The following is a 383-nucleotide window of genomic DNA, read 5'->3' as shown; positions in this document are numbered from 1 at the left end:
TCGTCCTCGCCTTCTTCATTATCAGAAGCATTTTCAAGATCTTTGATTTCTTTAAACATCTGATCCAAGTCATCATCAGTAGGCAATGGTTCTTCAGTCAGATCCTGCCACATATCCGATACAGCAGATTTCGGATCAACCAGATTCACAGGTTCCCCGATATCAAGTTCATCCTCACTGAAATACTGCTCTACATCGGAAGTCGCTTGCTCTGCCGCATCAACAAGAGGTGAATCTGCTTGCTCATCTGATGCTGGATACATGGCCGAAATTCGCGTTGAATTATCGTCAAGCTGACGTTCATCAATAATGTTAACGTCATAGTTCAAATCGTTCTCAGTCACAGAACTTGATGTTGTTTGCTCTATCGTTGGCTCGATATC

The 383-nt window shown here is 42.8% G+C and carries 1 protein-coding gene; it reads right to left on the bottom strand.

Features of this window, described 5'->3' with window-relative positions; genetic code table 11:
- The coding region (locus B3V56_RS12810) for a hypothetical protein (RefSeq protein ID WP_289284366.1) at positions 1-383 on the bottom strand (383 nt) is incomplete at both ends.

This window comes from Methylophaga sp. UBA2513 (assembly GCF_002341285.1).
Lineage (GTDB): Bacteria > Pseudomonadota > Gammaproteobacteria > Nitrosococcales > Methylophagaceae > Methylophaga > Methylophaga marina.
The sequence above is the reverse complement of the archived record's forward strand: the minus strand, read 5'-3'. Positions and strand labels throughout refer to the sequence as shown.